Source organism: Alteromonas sp. DY56-G5, from assembly GCF_041414725.1.
Lineage (GTDB): Bacteria > Pseudomonadota > Gammaproteobacteria > Enterobacterales > Alteromonadaceae > Alteromonas > Alteromonas macleodii.
The window spans coordinates 186214-203820 of sequence record NZ_JANHZQ010000001.1; the positions used below are offsets into that span (position 1 = coordinate 186214).

Here is a 17607-nt window from a genome sequence, read left to right on the forward strand (position 1 = left end):
CGCGGCCACGGTCTACATTTTAAGGGTTAATAAGTTAAAGTATTTCAGACACAAAAAAGGCGCCGTAAGGCGCCTTTTTCAATTCATATACAATGAATTACTTTTCTTCAGCTACTTTCACTGTGTCTTTAACTGTCACTGAAATGCGACGGTTAACACGGTGTGCTTCAGCATTCTTACCATTGTCTAGAAGCTGAGTTTCGCCGTAACCGATAGTCTCTAAACGAGAACCTTCGATACCGTACATGTCTACCATTACTTCTTTGAAGTTCGCAGCACGACGCTTAGAAAGGTCCATGTTGTAAGCTTCACTACCTGGTGCAGAAGTGTGACCTTCAATTACCGCAGTTGTTGAAGGATACTGCTTCATGAACTCAGCAAATTCAGAGATTTCTGGATCTTTTGGCATTTTAACTACAGCACTTTCGTTGTCGAATAGAACGCGTAGTGTGATTTCTACTGTCTCTTCGTCAAATACTGTACAACCTTTTGCATCAACTTTTACGCCAGCTGGTGTATCAGGGCACATATCTTTGCTGTCTACAACGCCGTCGTTGTCCGAATCTTTAATTGCACAGCCAGTTGCATCTACTTTAGTGCCAGCTGGAGTGTTAGGACACTGGTCAACGTTGTTTAGAACGCCATCGTTATCATCATCGATGCTACAACCATTTGCGTCAACACGAACACCTGCTGGTGTCATTGGGCACTGGTCTTTGCTGTCTACAACGCCATCGTTGTCGCTGTCTTTAGGTGCGGCAGGAGTGCCTTTACCAAATGGGATCGCGATACCAACTTTAACACTGTAGTCATTGTAATCTTCACCGAAGTCGTGATAAGCGGCGATTTCAGTCACAAGTTTAACATCTTCGTGGATGTCCCAGTGTTTACCGATACCGATGTTACCAAGGGTAGTTGATTCGCCTACTGCTTGACGCTTAACACCACCGAATAAGAACCATGCATCATTTGGCATGAAGTATAGTGCGTCAACACCAACCATTTCACCGCTTTCATCACCGCCGCCTGCATAATCAAGGTCTAGGGCTGTAAATTCAACACGTGCTGCCCAGCTTTGAGTAAAACGGAAACCGTATTCAAAAGCTACGCCACGACCATCGTCGTAAAGGCCGCCGTCAGTTAGATCTAACGGACGTGAGTCGTCAGTGTTGTAATACATGCCAGACAAACCAAACCAGTTTTTGTACTCTGGCTCAGAAGAGTCTTGTGCAAATGCATTAGTCGAAGAAATTACAGCAAGAGATAGCGCTGCCATTTTAAAGTGTTGTTTCATAGTCACATCCTGTTTAACGTTGAGTGATTATCGATTTTTGATAATTTTGTGTTGTGCTTAACGTTTAACGCTAGCACAAATTGTGCCATTTATAATATGGGTTAGGCTGCGATCCCTTGTAATGTGGCAATAATTGTTCGTCTTCCACCATGATCTCGGTGTTCGCCGAGCATGATACCCTGCCACGTGCCAAGTGCAAGCTTGCCTTGTTGGACAGGTATAGTAAGTTGACACCCTAGTATACTCGATTTTAAGTGAGCAGGCATATCATCTTTACCTTCATAAGTATGCCTGAAAAAAGAAAGCTCTTCTTTTACACTATGGTTGAAGAACGCTTCCATATCATGCCTCACTGTAGGGTCGGCATTTTCATTGATTGTCAAACTAGCGCTTGTATGCTGAAGCCATAGGTGCAAAAGGCCGACTTCAACATGACGAATACTGGGTATTGCAGATTCCACCTGCTGTGTTATCAGGTGAAATCCTCTCGGGTAGCTGTCGAGTGTAATTTTTTCAGACTGCCAGAAATTATTTGTCAAAACAGATTTCCAAATGCGCTAATCCTTCGTCGCACATGAAAGGAAGAATAATTTTAGCACCATCAACCTGGTGACTAATCGTATGTTGCTTTCCTGATACAACGATGGGTGTTGCCATTCCAAACTCGTAACCCCGTTCAGCAAGGTCTCGTTTTGCGTTACCGCAAATCATGTTGGTAACTTCGCCAACCATGTCGCCTACTTCTGCATCAAGCTTCTCAGGGCGCTCGCCAACCATTCTCTCCATTATGGTCAGGGCCAACGACTCGTCAAAAGTAATAGACATAGAGCCGCGAACGTCAGGGCCCACCATGCCAATTAGCCCCGATACATCGCCTTTGGCGATATCACTTTGTTTGCGCTTGGGCTTGCCCGGGGTCAATTTAGTTTGAGCCATGGTTTCAAGCACGTTCAAAAGACCAGCAATAAACGGGTTCACAAAATCAGCATTCATGTACACTCTCCTGGGCAGCGTGATCTTCCGTTTGTTGACAATCGGCACATAATCCATGGGCCTCTATAGTTTGTTTCGATACTTTGAATCCGTGTTGCTTTGCTTGGCTATCAAGGGTCTCTTGAAGACCTTCAGATTGAATTTCAGCAACATCACCACAGCTGTCACAAATTAGAAACTGAACAGGGTGGTTACAACCAAAATGATAGCAGGCCACAAACGCATTCGTAGACTCTAAACGGTGAATAAACCCAAAATCGAGAAGAAAATCAAGGGCGCGATAGACTGTCGCAGGTTTGGCACTAGACTCTGTTTCTTTTAGTGAGTCGAGTAGTTCATAAGCACCCATAGGGCCGTGCTTTGAAACAAGAATTTCGTACACCTTTTCTCTAAGCGGTGTGAATCTGGCGCCGCGTTGCTCGCAATAAGCCCGTGCCTTATGAATAAGTGTGGTTTTGTTCATTGATGATAACCGTAAACTCGACTTTCATTGTTATATTAAAGCGTCACTTCTGGATCACGTTTTTTAGTGTGTACATGAGCTATTAACTCATCTTCCAAGGCAAAACGCTCTTCTAATGTCTCACCAAGCTTGGCTAGCGCTGAGTCAAATTCAGCTGCCTGCTCGGGCGTTACTGCTTGTGCAAACGTATCATTAAATGCGAGTGCTGCGTCAGTGGTTTTTGTCAATCTGGGGTAAAGTTTATCTCGTAGTGCAAGGCCTTCATTGTCGTTTTCAACCAACATATCGAAAACCTCAAAGTGTCCTACCGACAAATAATCGAGTAATGCGCTGCAAAAGTTGTCTATTTCATCTGGGTCAGGTAAACACTCGCTTCGCTTGTTAATACCTGCTAGTTCACAGAAAGAAACTAACAGTGCCTGTCTGTCCATTAACCAGCGGTCAATAACCTGGCTTTTCCCGCCCCATTTTGATTTAACGCTTTCTAACTGTTGCAACATTTTGATGTGTTACCCGTTTAGCGACAATAAGTTTCAGTATAACACTGTGCACTAGCGACACAAATTTTGCGCGAAAAAGTTCGTTTCAAAATGTATGGTGGCGATCTATACGCTCAGTATTTAGTGTAGTATGAAGCATTAAAGAACAGGAGTGATGTGCAATGATGATAAAGTTGGATGAGGCGAAACTAGCTGCTCAGCAAGCCCTGTGGGTAGTTTTTAGTCGCGGCAAAATTGTAGTACAAGAATCGTCTGAGTCTATCCCCGTTGCTTACCTGAGTGATATTCCATTTTTAGCATCTTATATCGATGAAATTCATCAACTTCCGCCGCTCAATGAGACGGCGCATAGAGATCTGCCCGTATATGTTGTTGATTTGGGCGCTGAGCATGTTGACGAACCCGGTTGGGAACGGGTATCGCTTAGACAGCTTCTTTTTGCCGAATACGATATTGCCTTTTCCGTTATTGGGCGAGCCTGGCAATACATCCACTTCTTGCGTACTCATCAATTTTGCGGGCAATGTGGAGCCAAGACTGAACGCGTAGATTGGGAAATGGCAATGCATTGTCACCGCTGTCAACATCGCAGTTATCCAAGAGTGTCTCCCTGTATCATTGTTTCTATACACGACAACGAAAAAATATTGTTGGCCAAAGGCGTTCGCCACCGAGAATCCAATATGTATTCAACCCTTGCAGGCTTCGTAGAAAGTGGTGAAAGTCTGGAGCAAGCGGTCCACAGAGAAGTTTTCGAAGAAGTTGGCGTTAAGGTTAAAAACTTGCGCTATTACAATAGTCAGCCATGGCCATTTCCACATTCCTTAATGGTCGGGTTTGTTGCCGAGTATGACGAAGGGGAAATTCGTTGTCAGGAGAACGAGATAGATGATGCGCAATGGTTTGATATAGATGCGCTGCCGACTATTCCACCGAAAGTGTCTATTGCGGGACAATTAATTGCTGAAACGGTGTCTCTGATCGGCGACAAATAAAAAACCCTGCCGAAGCAGGGTTTCAATAAGTTTAGCACGGTCCCATGTAGGGCTTCTTTTCTTTAACGGTTATAGTAATAGCAAACACTCACTTTAAGTGCAAGCGTCTTTTTAAAGTAATGTTCAAGTATTGTTTGTCTTTAATAATCGACACTACACCGATTTGTCGTTAAAACATTGATTTTTTAATACAGGTTTTAGCACACCTTAGTTAAGAATACTGGTATACTTTCGCGCTCAAATATCTTCAGTAATTTAGGTGAGTTATATGTCGCAAAATTTCCCCAGTGTTGATAAGCCCGCGTTAAAGAACGATCGTTACTTACGTGCGTTACTTAAGCAGCCGGTTGATGTCACACCTGTATGGATGATGCGACAAGCCGGGCGCTACCTCCCAGAGTACAAAGCGACTCGTGCAGTAGCAGGCGATTTTATGTCGTTGTGCAAGAATGCAGAACTTGCATGTGAGGTGACGCTACAACCTTTACGTCGTTTTCCTCTCGACGCTGCAATTCTCTTTTCGGATATTTTGACCATTCCAGATGCGATGGGCCTCGGTCTTTACTTTGAAACAGGTGAAGGCCCTCGCTTTAAAAATCCAATCACGTGTAAAGCGGATGTGGATAAAATCGGCCTTCCTGATCCAGAAGGTGAATTACAGTACGTAATGAATGCCGTTCGTACTATTCGCCGTGAGCTTAAAGGTGAAGTGCCATTAATTGGTTTTTCTGGAAGCCCTTGGACACTCGCGACTTACATGATTGAAGGTGGTTCAAGTAAAGCCTTTACCAAAATCAAGAAAATGGCATTTGCTGAGCCAACAACGCTTCATGCGTTACTAGCAAAACTGGCTGATTCTGTTACTGAGTATTTAAATGCTCAAATCGCTGCGGGCGCGCAGTCAGTCATGGTATTTGATACTTGGGGGGGCGTGTTATCTCCTCGTGACTACAAAGAATTCTCGCTTCAGTACATGGAGCGCATTGTAAGTGGGCTGACCCGTGAAAATGAAGGCCGTAAAGTACCTGTTACCTTGTTCACCAAAAACGGTGGCATGTGGCTAGAATCGATTGCGGCGACAGGCTGCGACGCAGTAGGTTTAGACTGGACTATCGACATTAAAGAAGCGCGTGCGCGCATTGGCGATAAAGTTGCACTTCAAGGTAATATGGATCCATCAATGCTGTATGCTCAACCGCAAAGAATTGAGCAAGAAGTGGCGTCCATTCTAGAAGGTTACGGTGAAGGTAGCGGTCACGTATTTAATTTAGGTCACGGTATCCATCTAGACGTACCACCTGAAAATGCAGGTGTGTTCGTTAACGCGGTACATGAACTTAGTAAGCAATATCACAAGTAAGCGACTTCGATAAAGGAAGTAAAATGAAAACGTGGCTTGTGTTGTTGCTGATAGCGTTTGCATTGATAGCAGGGTATAAATTTTCTGGCTATCAACACCAACTCAGTGAATCCAATGCAGAAAAAGAGCGACTAACCAATGTGTTAGCGCGCTCTCGTGCCACCGAAACGAGTGAGCTGAAAGTTATTAAGCCCGCCGCCAAGTTGGTTTCAAATGAAACAGGTGCGGTGCTCTTGGATACAAGCGTTACGAAAAACGGCGAGATGAATGTTGCCCCCGTTGCTGAGAATGTCCAAATCATGGCGCCAGAGGTTTTCTACACGAAAACCGAAGGCTCACTCAATACGTTTTTTGCGCTGCCGCCTAACAACGAGCGCTTTGTTTTAGACTCGGTAAAATGTGAGAACGGACATTGCGAAATAACGGGTGAGTATGACGGTTCTGAAACTGAGCTGTCGCGAGTTATTGAAGCATTGGAACAGGAGCCGTGGTGGGAATTCGGCTCGCCTATCATAACCACGCAAGTGGCACAGCGAGGCCTCAAACTTAACGTTTCTTTCGCCGCATCCCATTCGCCAAATGCTCGTGTGCGTTATCGGAATAGCACTCAGGCCGATTTAAACAGTCAGCTTGCCTCAGCGGGTTAACCCCAAAACGTGTATATCGCCAATTGAATTCGCGGTATGCCTTATTCAAACGTGTACTGGCGTTAGGCGTCTCTTGGTAAACCTTTTTCAATTACGCGAATAAGCCGCGCTTGCTGCCTGTTTTTTGCTTCAGACGCTTGTTGCTTCTCTTGCTGCCGCTTAAGAGCCCAATCAATATGTCTGTCCACCAAGTCACTCACGCTCCCTCGTCTTTCTTTCAAAAGCAGAATGCTTTGTTCATCATACGGAGCGTTTCCTAACGCAACGGCAATATTACGCTGCCACTTCTCAAAGCCAATCCGCCTGATGGGAGAGCCTTCCGTATTGCGCAAGAAGGTTTCTTCAGACCAGCCGAAAAGCGCATTGAGACTTTGGCCGTGTAGCACTTGTCGCGGGTGGAAATCTTCTTCACTGGTAACGTCGGCAAAGCGATTCCAAGGGCAAACAAGTTGGCAATCGTCACAGCCATAAATGCGATTGCCCATCATGGGGCGTAAATCTTCTGGAATATCTTTGTCTGATTCAATGGTGAGATAGGAAATACAGCGACGGGCATCTACTTTATAAGGTGCAACAATTGCATTGGTCGGGCAGATGGTTAGACACGCCGTGCAGGTGCCGCAACCCTCTTCAATTGGTGAGTCAGTGGGTAATGGCAAATTGATGAACAGCTCACCTAAGAAGAACCAAGAGCCGGCTTCTTTGTTGAGTGTCAGGCTGTGTTTCCCCGTCCAGCCAATACCCGCTTTTTCAGCAATAGCGTGTTCCAATACGGGGGCTGAGTCTACAAACGGGCGATATTGGGTATGCGCCAGGGATGCGGTGATTTTCTCACCCAATTGCTTCAGACGTTTGCGCAGCACTTTGTGGTAGTCACGGCCCAATGCATAGCGGCTGATGTATCCTATTTCTGGCTTTTTTAAATGCTTAGCAAACGAGGCGTCAGGAGGTAAGTAGTTCATGCGAACGCTGATAACCCGTAATGTCCCTGGGACCAACTCATCAGGCCGGGCACGCTTCATCCCATGACTCTCCATAAAGGCCATGTCACCGTGATACCCATTGTCTAACCATTCCTGAAGGTGTGCCTCGTGCTGATGTAGATCAATATCGCTGATGCCAACCTGCTGAAAGCCTAGCGCTGTACCCCAAGCCTTGATATTGTTGGTTAATTCAACAAGGTCGATAGAACTAAATTCGGACATGTGCTCATGCTAGATACTCAATTAACGTCAAGTTTATCATACAAATTATTTCGGGCCGATCAGGTTAGGGAAAATGAGGGACAAGCCGCCGCGAATTCGGGCTGCGATATGTTCACGTTGATGCAACGAGCTGGTGATGTGGTGTTTAAGCAGTGTCTTGAGCTTATGCCAAACTCAGACGTTTACTTAGTGCTGGTGGGCCAAGGTAACAATGCGGGTGACGGCTACATTGCAGCAATAAACGCAAAACTTGCGGGTAAACAAGTGCATTTATGTGCGGTTGAGCCTGAACGTACGCTGGATGGTGATGCTGGCAAAGCACAGCAGCGCTGGCTCGATTCAGGAGGCAGTATCAATGGGTTTGACGCTGCGCTCCTCGAGAAGTCTGACGTAGTGATAGATGCGCTTCTTGGTACAGGTATTAATAGCTATATTCGCAATGAGTTTGCAGACATCATTGATGCGGTGAATGCGTCATCAACACCGGTTGTAAGCGTTGATGTGCCGTCAGGGCTTGATGCAAATACAGGACAGAGCCTGGGGCGATGTGTTCAGGCTGATATCACCGTTACTTTTGTGGGCATTAAGCCGGGGCTTGTTACTGGTGCGGGTAAACAATCGTGCGGTAAGTTAGTGTATGCGGACTTGGGTATCGGCAAAGCGTTCCAAGCATTAGCTAAAGCGAGCGCGACCATGCTAAATATCGACCACTTTAAAGGTATGGGGCCACGGGAGATTAACAGTCATAAAGGGACTTATGGTCGACTGTTGTGCATTGGCGGTAACCGCGGAACAGCAGGTGCCATTCGACTCGCCAGTGAAGCCGCGCTGAGAAGTGGTGCGGGCATGGTACGCGTGTATACCCATGAGTCGTCAGTCGTTCAGGTCAGTGCAGGCAGACCTGAACTCATGGTCACCGACTTTAATTTGGAAGATGCATTAGCTTGGGCAACCTGTGTGGTTATTGGACCGGGTCTTGGGCAAGATGAATGGGCAGAAAGCGCATTTGAAACCACCATGAAGCACTGTCAAAGCCAAAATAAGCCTGTGGTCATTGATGCTGACGCGCTAAATCTGTTGTGTCAGCAGTCAACCGCGTACACCTTGTCTGACAGTATTTTAACCCCTCACGCGGGCGAAGCTGCGCGCTTACTCGGTGTTTCTATTGATGATGTAGAAAGCGACCGTTTTAACTACGCAAGGCAGTGCTCACAGCGATACCATGCGGTCTGTGTACTAAAAGGGGCGGGCACGCTTATCGACAATGAAAAGAAAACCTGGGTTTGCCGTCACGGTAATCCAGGTATGGCTACCGCAGGAAGCGGTGATGTATTAAGCGGAATATTGGGCGCGTTGCTCGCGCAAGGCGTAGAAACAGATATTGCAGCGAAATATGGTGTAGTGCTTCATGCTAAGGCTGGCGATGATATTGCCCAACTGTATGGTCAACGTGGTATGATAGCGAGCGATTTGTTTGACGCAGTACGTGCGCTTATAAACCACTAGTTAGCGTGGTTTTGTCTTGAACGGGCAGGCATCTACTGTGTTATTCGGCTTTCTATTACTGTGGAATATTGTTGATGTCTTACCCGCATACCTCTTTTTTTGCTAATGAAGTAGATGATACTGCGCAGCTTGCCAGAGATTTAGCGCAGGCTGTTTCGAGTCAACTCCCTACCGATGCTGTTATTTATTTAAACGGCGACTTAGGTGCAGGGAAAACGACATTTAGCCGATATTTCATTCAATCTTTAGGTCATTCAGGTAGCGTTAAAAGTCCAACCTATACATTGGTTGAACCTTATGAGTTGGACGGCGTCAATATCTATCACTTCGACCTGTATCGCTTAGCCGACCCAGAAGAGTTAGAGTTCATGGGAATTCGCGATTACTTTGGTTCGGGCGCTATCGCGCTTATTGAATGGTCGGAAAAAGGGGGCGAATACTTGGCATCCCCAGACTTAGTGATTAGTATAAATATTACGCCATCGGGTAGGCAGTTTAATTTGGAAGCAAAAAGTGCCCACGGTGCGAAATTGCTTCAGCAATGCAAGCGCGTTTAGCGCAAATGCGAAATGAAAGAAAAACTGAATAAATAGCCGCTCCGGAGTTGACGAGAGCAGCATAACAATAACAGAAAGGCTAATTATGGTGCGCAGTATAGTTTCGGTATTATTATTGTGTTTCGTCGTGCAATTCGCACACGGTGCGCAAAATAACATCGACGGGGTTAGGATATGGCCGTCGCCGGACAATACGCGCGTTGTTTTCGATATGAAATCAGCGCCAGAGTTCACCTATTTTACACTTAAAAATCCGCTTCGGCTTGTCATCGATCTTAACAACACCAGCGACACCGCTAAGCTTTCTGGCATTGAAAACAGCGGTGATTTGATTAAAAAGCTGCGCTACTCCACACCGAAAAACAAATCATCTGCCAGAGTGGTTGTTGAGCTCAATAGAAATACAAAGCCTTCGTTATTTGCAGTAACCCCCGATGGTGCTTACGGACACAGGCTGGTTGTCGATTTACCAGATAGCCCGCCGAAGCCGTCGCCAACGTTATCAGCGTCGGCATCAACTGGCTCTGTCGTTATTGATGATTCTACCAGTGCCCGAGACCGAGACATTATCGTCGCCATCGACGCCGGGCATGGTGGACATGACCCAGGTTCAATCGGTCCGGCTGGTACCTATGAAAAGCACATCACCCTGAGTATCGCCAAAAAACTGGAAGACATGATAAACCGGGAGCGAGGTATGCGCGCCATCATGACTCGTGGCGATGATTATTATGTTTCTCCTAATCGACGTCCTGAAATTGCGCGCGAGAAAAAAGCCGATTTGCTTATTTCCATCCACGCCGATGCGTTTAGTCAGCCTCAACCGCGAGGTGGTTCGGTGTGGGTACTATCCATGCGAAGAGCAGACACTGAATTAGGCCGCTGGCTAGAGAAATCTGAACGTCACTCTGAATTACTCGGTGGTGCAGCTGAAGTGATCAATGATAAATCAAGCGAGCGATATCTTACTGAAACCATACTGGGTTTATCGATGGATCACAGCATGGCGACCAGCCACGATTTAGGTAATAAAGTGGTAGAAGAGCTAAAGCAGGTGACCAGTCTGCATAAAAGAAAACCACAAGCCGCCAGTTTTGCAGTTTTGACCGCGCCTGACATCCCCTCTATTTTGGTTGAAGTAGGCTTCATTTCTAATCCGCAAGAAGAGAAGAATCTGAACTGGTCTAAACATCGCGAACGCTTAGCGAATGCCATGTTTAATGCGACTAAGCGTTACTTCAAGCAAGTTCCCCCTGATGGTACACTGTGGGCACAAGAAAGGGCGAATAACCGAACGCACAAAGTAAGAAGCGGCGAGTCGCTCTCGTTATTAGCACAGCGTTACAATGTAAAAGTAAGCAGTATCAAAGCAGCGAATGATCTTTCAAGTGATGTTGTACGAGTAGGCCAGGTACTAAATATTCCGAGAACATAAACCAAAGTTTTGTTCCATAGGCTTTTTCAGCACTTGTTGCACTTACATGTCGTATCGCCACAAATCCATATAGTTAATTTCATAGGGTAGTCCTTTGCCTATACAGCTTTTATCTCCCCAACTTGCAAACCAGATTGCCGCTGGTGAAGTGGTTGAGCGCCCCGCGTCTGTGGTTAAAGAATTACTAGAAAACAGCCTTGATGCTGGTGCCACCAAAATAGAAGTCGATATTGAAAAAGGTGGCCACAAACGCATTCGAATAAAAGACAATGGGTCAGGCATTGTCAAAAGTGAACTGCAGCTGGCATTGAGTCGCCATGCAACCAGCAAAATTACCACTCTGGATGACTTAGAACAAATTCTCTCTCTTGGCTTTCGTGGCGAAGCGCTGGCCAGTATTAGCTCGGTAAGCCGGTTAACACTGACATCGCGCACTGAGTCTCAAGGTGAGGCGTGGCAGGCCTATTGTGAGGGTAGGGAAATGGCGGTAAATATCCAGCCAGCGGCCCACCCTGTTGGCACCACAATTGACGTGGCAGATCTGTTTTACAACACGCCAGCAAGACGTAAGTTTTTACGCACCGAAAAAACCGAATTTCAGCATATTGAAGAAGTCATAAAACGCATAGCACTGAGCTATCCCAAGGTTTCATTTGTTTTGAAACACAACGATAAAGTAGCAAAGCGCTTTATCGCCGACAAAGCAGGCAGTTTAGCCACCCGAATTGGCGCTGTGGTTGGACAAAAGTTTGTTCAAAACGCCGTACATATTAGTACTGAGTATGAAGGTCTTCACATTGATGCTTGGCTAGGGAATGAGGCCATGCTTCGCAGCAGTAATGATTGCCAGTTCAGTTTTGTTAACGGCAGAGGCATGCGAGATAAGCTTATTATGCACGCTATTCGCCAAGCGTACGAAAGCGTTTGGGGTGTGGTGGAGCAACCAAGCTTTGTGGTGTACTTAACGGTTAACCCTAAAGATGTGGATGTAAATGTTCATCCCGCCAAGCATGAGGTGAGGTTTCAACAAGGCAGATTGGTGCACGACTTTATCTGTAAAACCGTAAGTGATGCACTGCACGCCATGACCGACGAACAGCCTTTATCAGGAATGGACGCAAACCGTCCTTCGGGCTCAGATTTCATGTCTTCTCAGGTAGAACACGATTACATTAGGCCTTTACAGAATCAAACGTCGGATAATGCACAGGCGTTCAACGAGTCTTCTCGTTACTCGACGGGGGGAGTCTCGCAAGGCGCGCCACAGTCTTTTGGTCAATTTACAGGCAGTCCAAGAAATACATCCTCGGGGAGTGCCAGTGGTGGACGAAGTGGTGGCACTGCACATAAGCAAAGTCGAGGGCCAAGCGCGGCATATCAGTCAAATTACAATGCGTTAATGACGCCAAATAGCGACATTATTAACAACAATGCAGACCCGATGCTCGTTGCAGAGCACGTTAATCTAACTTCCCAGTGTAGAATTTACCCAAAATCAGAAAAAATTTACCTTCTTTGTGCAACTAAAGTTGCAAGTATCTGGTTAAGCGAACTATTTTTAAAAGCGCAGCATGGACAACCGTTGTTAATGCCCGTTGCTGTTTCGCTCAATAATGTAAATGAGCAACTAATTACTTTGCTAAACGACGCGCATTTTGAAGTGAATAAAGTGGCTGGCAAATATCGGCTGCAACAGGTGCCGGCCGGCACCAGGCACTTACCGTGGCTCAAGTGGTTTGAATACTTCTTATTAGTTGAACTAAATGATGAAGTAAATTCACTTGATGATGCCGTAAAATCATTGGTTTTGCCTGAACATGTTTTAGATGAAGAGACATCAAATGCGCTGTGGTACTGGTTGGATCAGCAGAGCGAAGTGAAACAATGGGAAATTATTGAGCAATTTGCTAAAGTGCGCCCCTTAAATTCAGTGCTAGATGTATGGGGAGAATAAGGTGTCCAATGGCATAAATTCTGCATTGCCAGTAATAGCAATTATGGGCCCCACGGCATCAGGCAAGACAGGCTTGGCGCTTGATATAGCGGCCAAGGTTGAAAGCGAAGTAATTAGTGTTGATTCAGCCCTTGTATATAAAGGTATGGACATCGGCACTGCGAAGCCAACGCAGGAAGAGCAAGCAGGTGTAGTACATCATCTAATTGATATTATCGACCCTGCACAAAGCTATTCGGTGTCGCAATTTGTAAACGACACTAATGCGCTAATTGGCGATATTTTAGCGCGTGGCAAGGTGCCAATTTTGGCTGGAGGTACAATGATGTACTTTAATGCCTTGATAAATGGAATTTCGCCACTACCTAAGTCAGATGAAAAGATACGAGACGAAATAACACAGCAGGCACAACGCTTGGGTTGGTCTAAATTACACGATGAATTACGTGGTGTAGACCCAATTAGTGGTGAGAGAATTCACCCCAACGACCCACAGCGCATTACCCGTGCGCTGGAAGTGTATAGAAGTACCGGCAAGACGTTGACACATTGGCAACAACAAGAGGGTGAAAAGTGCCCTTATAAGATTGCACAATTTGCCATAGCGCCCGCAGACAGGGCAGTGTTGCACGAACGTATAGCGACCCGCTTTGATTTGATGTTGGAGCAAGGGTTTGAGAATGAAGTAGTAAAACTCTACGAACGCAGTGATCTTCATGAAGATTTGCCTTCTATTCGTTCGGTAGGGTACAGACAGATGTGGCAGTACCTAGACGGCCAATTGAGTTACGCAGAAATGCGTGAAAGAGGCATTATCGCTACAAGACAGCTCGCCAAGCGTCAGCTCACGTGGTTACGGGGCTGGGAGCAGGTTACATGGCTAGACACATTTGCTAACGATAATTTGACTAAAATTACAGCGAAAGTCACACTTTAAATGTTTGAGTGTGGTATATATTAGACGTGCAGTGATAGTGAAATTCCTATCACGAATAATAAAAACTAAGGATATCAAATGGCTAAAGGGCAATCTTTACAAGACCCATTCTTGAACGCTTTGCGTAAGGAACGTATTCCAGTATCAATTTATCTGGTAAACGGTATTAAACTTCAGGGACAGGTTGAATCTTTCGACCAGTTCGTAATTTTACTGAAGAACACAGTAAGCCAAATGGTGTATAAGCACGCGATTTCTACTGTTGTTCCAGCACGCGCTATCACAATGCCTAGCGCAGGAGATTCTGAAAATACTAAAGGTGAATAATTTAAAAGGTAACGCGCTTGTTTGACCGTTATGAAGCCGGTGAACAGGCTGTACTTGTTCATGTTAATTTTTCCGACGAGAACAGTAAAGAAGACTTAAGTGAGCTTGAATTGCTTGTGTCTTCAGCAGGGGTTAATGCGGTAGAAGTTATTACGACTTCGCGCAGTGCGCCTCATGCTAAGTTTTTTGTTGGTTCAGGTAAGGCAGAGGAAATAGCAGCGGCAGTGAAAGCACACGATGCCAACGTTGTTATTTTCAACCACGCGCTTTCTCCTTCTCAGGAGCGTAATTTAGAAGCGGTGTGTAAATGCCGGGTGTTAGATAGAACGGGGCTAATTCTTGATATTTTTGCGCAGCGCGCAAGAACACATGAGGGTAAGCTTCAGGTCGAACTAGCCCAGTTGAGGCATATCTCAACTCGTCTCATCAGAGGATGGACCCACCTTGAGCGTCAAAAAGGTGGTATTGGTCTTCGCGGTCCAGGTGAGACACAGCTAGAAACTGACCGTCGACTACTTCGTGGTCGTATTAAAGCCATTCTTCGTCGTTTGGAAAAAGTGCAAAAGCAACGCGAGCAGGGTCGCCGCTCGCGCAAACGCGCTGAAATTCCAACGGTATCCTTAGTTGGCTATACGAATGCGGGAAAATCGACGCTGTTTAACACCATTACCGACTCACACGTTTACGCTGCCGATCAGCTGTTTGCAACGCTAGATCCCACGTTACGCAAAATCGATTTAAAAGACGTAGGGCCGGCTATTTTAGCCGACACGGTAGGTTTTATTCGTCATCTTCCCCACGACCTCGTTGCTGCGTTTAAAGCGACACTTCAAGAGACTCAAGAAGCAGATTTACTGCTCCATGTGGTTGATATTGCTGATGCAAAATATCGCGAAACCATGGATGAAGTTAATGATGTACTTGAAGAAATTGAAGCTGGAGAGATTCAACAATTACTAATCTGTAATAAGATTGATAAACTAGACGACGTTCAACCGCGTATAGAAAGAAACGACGAAGGCGTGCCTGTCAGAGTGTGGCTATCTGCACAAACAGGCGAAGGAACGGAATTATTGAGCCAAGCTTTAACCGAATGTTTAGGTAAAAGTATGGTGAATTACACATTAAAGATTCCGCCTGCACAAAGTCGATTGCGCGGCGTGTTGTACGAACTAAACTGTATTGCTAGTGAAGAATACGACAGTCAGGGAGACTGGGTAGTTGATGTAAGAATGCCCGCCGCTGACTGGAACAGACTTGAAAAACGTCTGGAAAACGGAATATCAGAGTATGTTGTGCGACATTAGTCAGTGCTAGTCACTGCATTGAGCATGCGAAATTCAAAAATATAACAGTAATCTATGGAGTATCAGCATGGCTTGGAATGAGCCGGGTGGCAATAATAACGACCCGTGGAAGAATCGCGGTGGGAAAGAGCAAGGTCCCCCAGATTTGGACGATGTTTTTAAGAACTTATTTGGTAAGTTTGGAAAGTCAGGTGGCAACGGTGGTGGCTCAGGCAAAAGCCTAGGTGGCATCGGCGCTGGTATTCTTGTAGGTTTACTTGTCGTAATTTGGTTCATTAGTGGTTTTTACACTATTCGTGAAGCAGAGCGTGGCGTAGTGCTTCGCTTCGGTGAGTATCACGAGCAGGTTGAGCCGGGTCTTCGTTGGGCGCCAACGTTTATTGACTCAGTAATCCCAGTTGATGTTCAGTCAATTCGAGACCAGTCATCTTCAGGCTCTATGCTCACAGAAGACGAAAACGTGGTAAGCGTTCAAATGGAAATGCAATTTCGCGTTGTAGACCCATATCGTTGGACGTTTGCCGTTGAAAGCCCTGAGCAGAGTTTAAGTCAGTCTCTTGATAGCGCTATTCGCTACGTAGTTGGCCACTCTAAAATGGACGACGTACTTACCGACGGCCGTGAAGTAACGCGTCAGCGTGTATGGGAAGAGCTTCAAGCGATCATTGAACCCTACAACATGGGTGTTTCCATTATCGATATGAACTTCCGTGATGCCCGCCCACCAGAGCAAGTTAAAGATGCTTTTGATGATGCGATTGCTGCACAGGAAGATGAACAACGTTTTATTCGTGAAGCTGAAGCTTATGCGAGAGAGATTGAGCCACGTGCACGTGGTCAAGTAAATCGTATGAATGAAGAAGCGCAAGCCTATAAAGAGCGTGTAACGTTGGAAGCGCAGGGTGAAGTGGCACGTTTTGAAGAGCTGCTTCCACAATATGAGCGCGCACCTCAGGTTACTCGCGAACGTATCTATCTTGAAACCATGGAAGAAGTGTTGGGTAACACCAGCAAAATTATGGTTGATAGCAAAGGCGGAAACAACATGATGTATCTGCCTCTGGATAAAATTATGGAGCGTCAGCAGTCGTCGTCTAACGATCGCTCACGCAACACGCTAGAAAGCTTACAAACACCTGTAACTGATACCTCAGGCAGAAGCCGTAATTCGTCGCCAACCTCTGGTTTGCGCGGTGACAGCTACAGAGAAGGGAGATAAGCATAATGAAGAATTTATTAATCGCAGCATTCGTTCTTCTTGTTTTGCTTGCATCAGGTTCTCTGTTTGCAGTTAAAGAGGGTGAGCGTGCCATTGTTATTCAATTTGGTAAGGTTCAGCGCGATGACGCGACCGGTGAAACTCGGGTTTTTGAGCCAGGATTACACTTTAAACTTCCGTTTATTGACTCGGTACGCCATCTAGATGCGCGTATTCAAACGTTGGATGGAACGCCTGATCGCTTTGTAACAAGCGAGAAGAAAGACCTGATTGTTGACTCTTATGTTAAGTGGCGCATAGAAGACTTTGCACGTTACTACCTATCAACGGGTGGCAACAAGCTGCAAGCAGAAGCGCTACTGAAGCAAAAAGTAAACAACGGCCTACGTTCTGAGTTTGGTACTCGTACTATTGCACAAATCGTTTCTGGTGAGCGTTCAGCGCTTATGAACCAGGCAATGGAACAAGCTTCTACATCGTCTGATGAGCTTGGTATTGAAATTGTAGACGTACGCGTTAAGCAGATTAACTTACCCACTGAAGTGAGCAACTCGATCTTCCAGCGTATGCGCGCAGAGCGTGCCGCCGTAGCTCGTGAGCATCGTTCAGAAGGTCAAGAGCAAGCCGAAGTCATTAAGGCAAACATTGATGCGAAGGTAACGGTAATGCTTGCTGATGCTGAGCGTAATGCACGTCAACTTCGCGGTGAAGGTGATGCGATTGCGGCACAAATTTACGCTGACGCTTACTCAAAGAACGCTGATTTTTACAGCTTCCTGCGCAGTATGGACGCGTATAAGCAAAGCTTTAACAGCAAACAAGATGTCATGGTTATTGCACCAGACAGCGACTTCTTCAAGTATATGAACAAGTCAAACGGTAACTAAATAGCCGTAATTTGAAGCTTT

18 protein-coding genes are annotated in these 17607 nt (G+C 45.9%); 12 read left to right on the forward strand and 6 right to left on the reverse strand.

All coding sequences use genetic code 11. The features are described 5' to 3' along the window. Positions 1-97: 97 nt before the first annotated feature. The 5 genes from NO989_RS00735 to NO989_RS00755 all read right to left on the reverse strand — a co-directional run bounded on the left by NO989_RS00735 (position 98) and on the right by NO989_RS00755 (position 3250). Positions 98-1294, reverse strand: a complete 1197-nt coding sequence (locus NO989_RS00735; RefSeq protein WP_039229239.1) for an OmpA family protein — start codon at positions 1292-1294, stop codon at positions 98-100. A gap of 101 nt (positions 1295-1395) precedes the next feature. After that, complete coding sequence (locus NO989_RS00740; RefSeq protein WP_014951105.1) at positions 1396-1833, reverse strand: secondary thiamine-phosphate synthase enzyme YjbQ; 438 nt, start codon at positions 1831-1833, stop codon at positions 1396-1398. After that, complete coding sequence (locus tag NO989_RS00745) at positions 1823-2287, reverse strand: chemotaxis protein CheX (RefSeq protein WP_014951104.1); 465 nt, start codon at positions 2285-2287, stop codon at positions 1823-1825. Before NO989_RS00745 ends, NO989_RS00740 begins: the two co-directional genes overlap by 11 nt. Next, entirely contained in the window at positions 2277-2750 is a 474-nt protein-coding gene (locus NO989_RS00750) for a transcriptional repressor (RefSeq protein ID WP_014951103.1), read from the reverse strand. Before NO989_RS00750 ends, NO989_RS00745 begins: the two co-directional genes overlap by 11 nt. A 35-nt stretch (positions 2751-2785) precedes the next feature. Beyond that, positions 2786-3250 (reverse strand): Rsd/AlgQ family anti-sigma factor, encoded by a 465-nt coding sequence (locus NO989_RS00755; RefSeq protein WP_014977657.1) that lies wholly within the window; start codon positions 3248-3250, stop codon positions 2786-2788. 161 nt (positions 3251-3411) lie between these two features. On the opposite strand from NO989_RS00755, the gene nudC reads away from it, so the two are divergent. From nudC to NO989_RS00770, 3 genes are all read left to right on the forward strand, one after another. After that, entirely contained in the window at positions 3412-4245 is an 834-nt protein-coding gene (gene nudC / locus NO989_RS00760; protein ID WP_080986364.1) for an NAD(+) diphosphatase, read from the forward strand. A 268-nt stretch (positions 4246-4513) separates the two neighbouring features. Beyond that, complete coding sequence (gene hemE / locus NO989_RS00765; protein WP_168532748.1) at positions 4514-5605, forward strand: uroporphyrinogen decarboxylase; 1092 nt, start codon at positions 4514-4516, stop codon at positions 5603-5605. A 23-nt stretch (positions 5606-5628) separates the two neighbouring features. Next, positions 5629-6252, forward strand: a complete 624-nt coding sequence (locus NO989_RS00770) for a hypothetical protein (RefSeq protein ID WP_069945116.1) — start codon at positions 5629-5631, stop codon at positions 6250-6252. 62 nt (positions 6253-6314) lie between these two features. On the opposite strand, the gene queG is transcribed toward NO989_RS00770, so the two are convergent. Continuing rightward, entirely contained in the window at positions 6315-7457 is a 1143-nt protein-coding gene (queG, locus tag NO989_RS00775) for a tRNA epoxyqueuosine(34) reductase QueG (protein ID WP_168532746.1), read from the reverse strand. A 6-nt stretch (positions 7458-7463) separates the two neighbouring features. Here queG and NO989_RS00780 point away from each other — a divergent pair, with 6 nt between their 5' ends. From NO989_RS00780 to hflC, 9 genes are all read left to right on the forward strand, one after another. After that, positions 7464-8963, forward strand: coding sequence for a bifunctional ADP-dependent NAD(P)H-hydrate dehydratase/NAD(P)H-hydrate epimerase (locus NO989_RS00780; RefSeq protein WP_014977653.1), 1500 nt, complete (start codon positions 7464-7466; stop codon positions 8961-8963). A 74-nt stretch (positions 8964-9037) separates the two neighbouring features. Further along, a complete protein-coding gene (tsaE, locus tag NO989_RS00785) occupies positions 9038-9520 on the forward strand; it encodes a tRNA (adenosine(37)-N6)-threonylcarbamoyltransferase complex ATPase subunit type 1 TsaE (RefSeq protein WP_014951096.1) in 483 nt (160 codons plus the stop codon). An 85-nt stretch (positions 9521-9605) separates the two neighbouring features. Continuing rightward, positions 9606-10955, forward strand: coding sequence for an N-acetylmuramoyl-L-alanine amidase (locus tag NO989_RS00790; RefSeq protein WP_283630092.1), 1350 nt, complete (start codon positions 9606-9608; stop codon positions 10953-10955). 94 nt (positions 10956-11049) lie between these two features. Next, the gene (mutL, locus tag NO989_RS00795) at positions 11050-12909 is read left to right on the forward strand and encodes a DNA mismatch repair endonuclease MutL (protein WP_371341873.1); all 1860 of its coding nucleotides are present in this window, start codon (positions 11050-11052) and stop codon (positions 12907-12909) included. Then, a complete protein-coding gene (gene miaA, locus NO989_RS00800) occupies positions 12893-13846 on the forward strand; it encodes a tRNA (adenosine(37)-N6)-dimethylallyltransferase MiaA (protein ID WP_371341874.1) in 954 nt (317 codons plus the stop codon). The genes mutL and miaA overlap by 17 nt, the downstream gene beginning before the upstream one ends. 78 nt (positions 13847-13924) lie before the next feature. Next, entirely contained in the window at positions 13925-14173 is a 249-nt protein-coding gene (gene hfq, locus NO989_RS00805) for an RNA chaperone Hfq (protein WP_014951092.1), read from the forward strand. Positions 14174-14190: 17 nt separating this feature from the next. Next, positions 14191-15480: a ribosome rescue GTPase HflX gene (hflX, locus tag NO989_RS00810; RefSeq protein ID WP_014951091.1), complete on the forward strand. Its 1290-nt coding sequence runs from the start codon at positions 14191-14193 to the stop codon at positions 15478-15480. Positions 15481-15547: 67 nt separating this feature from the next. Then, on the forward strand, positions 15548-16699 hold the full coding sequence (gene hflK / locus NO989_RS00815) for an FtsH protease activity modulator HflK (protein WP_014951090.1): 1152 nt from the start codon (positions 15548-15550) through the stop codon (positions 16697-16699). A 5-nt stretch (positions 16700-16704) separates the two neighbouring features. Further along, positions 16705-17586, forward strand: coding sequence for a protease modulator HflC (gene hflC, locus NO989_RS00820; protein ID WP_014951089.1), 882 nt, complete (start codon positions 16705-16707; stop codon positions 17584-17586). The last annotated feature ends 21 nt before the right edge of the window (positions 17587-17607 follow it).